Annotated in this window: 2 protein-coding genes; one reads left to right on the top strand and one right to left on the bottom strand. The window is 40.8% G+C overall.

From position 1 onward, the window contains the following. The coding region (locus tag F7Q96_RS27540) for a 4Fe-4S dicluster domain-containing protein (RefSeq protein WP_151023660.1) at positions 1 to 74 on the top strand (74 nt) is incomplete at its 5' end. A gap of 95 nt (positions 75 to 169) precedes the next feature. Here F7Q96_RS27540 and tusA read toward each other — a convergent pair. Further along, complete coding sequence (gene tusA, locus F7Q96_RS26555) at positions 170 to 427, bottom strand: sulfurtransferase TusA (RefSeq protein ID WP_151023658.1); 258 nt, start codon at positions 425 to 427, stop codon at positions 170 to 172. Positions 428 to 458: the final 31 nt, after the last annotated feature.

Here is a 458-nt window from a genome sequence, read left to right as displayed (position 1 = left end):
TTAAAGACCCATCTCAAAATATTACTTGGGTAACACCTGAGGGCGGCGGTGGTCCGAATTACCCTAACATGTAATTCCTTGCGCCGCTTTAGCTGCGGCTCATATCCTAAGATATAACAAAAAGCCCCGATTATTCGGGGCTTTTTATTCATTTACATATCGAACAACCTTACCCTTTCTGTACCAGATAACGGTATTCTTTATGGTTCTGCTCATCTAGAACTTCTTCTTTTAATAGGAGTTCATGTCCCAAATGCATACAAAACTTAGGGATATCCCAAGAAGTCGAAGGGTCAGTCGCCAACACTTCAACAACATCTCCTGATTTTGCTTTGCGAATCGCATGATGCAACATCATGACAGGTTCCGGACAACGTAAACCACGCGTATTAAGTTGTACAGTAGGTGAAATAGGTTGTTCTGACATAACAAACTCGAACAAATAGAATTTTCACATT

The organism is Cupriavidus gilardii (assembly GCF_008801915.1).
Lineage (GTDB): Bacteria > Pseudomonadota > Gammaproteobacteria > Burkholderiales > Burkholderiaceae > Cupriavidus > Cupriavidus gilardii.
This window is presented reverse-complemented; position numbering and strand designations above follow the sequence as displayed.

Coding starts and splice junctions, on each gene's coding strand:
- tusA (WP_151023658.1), bottom strand. CDS start 427: ATGTCAGAACAACCTATTTCACCTACTGTACAACTTAATACGCGTGGT.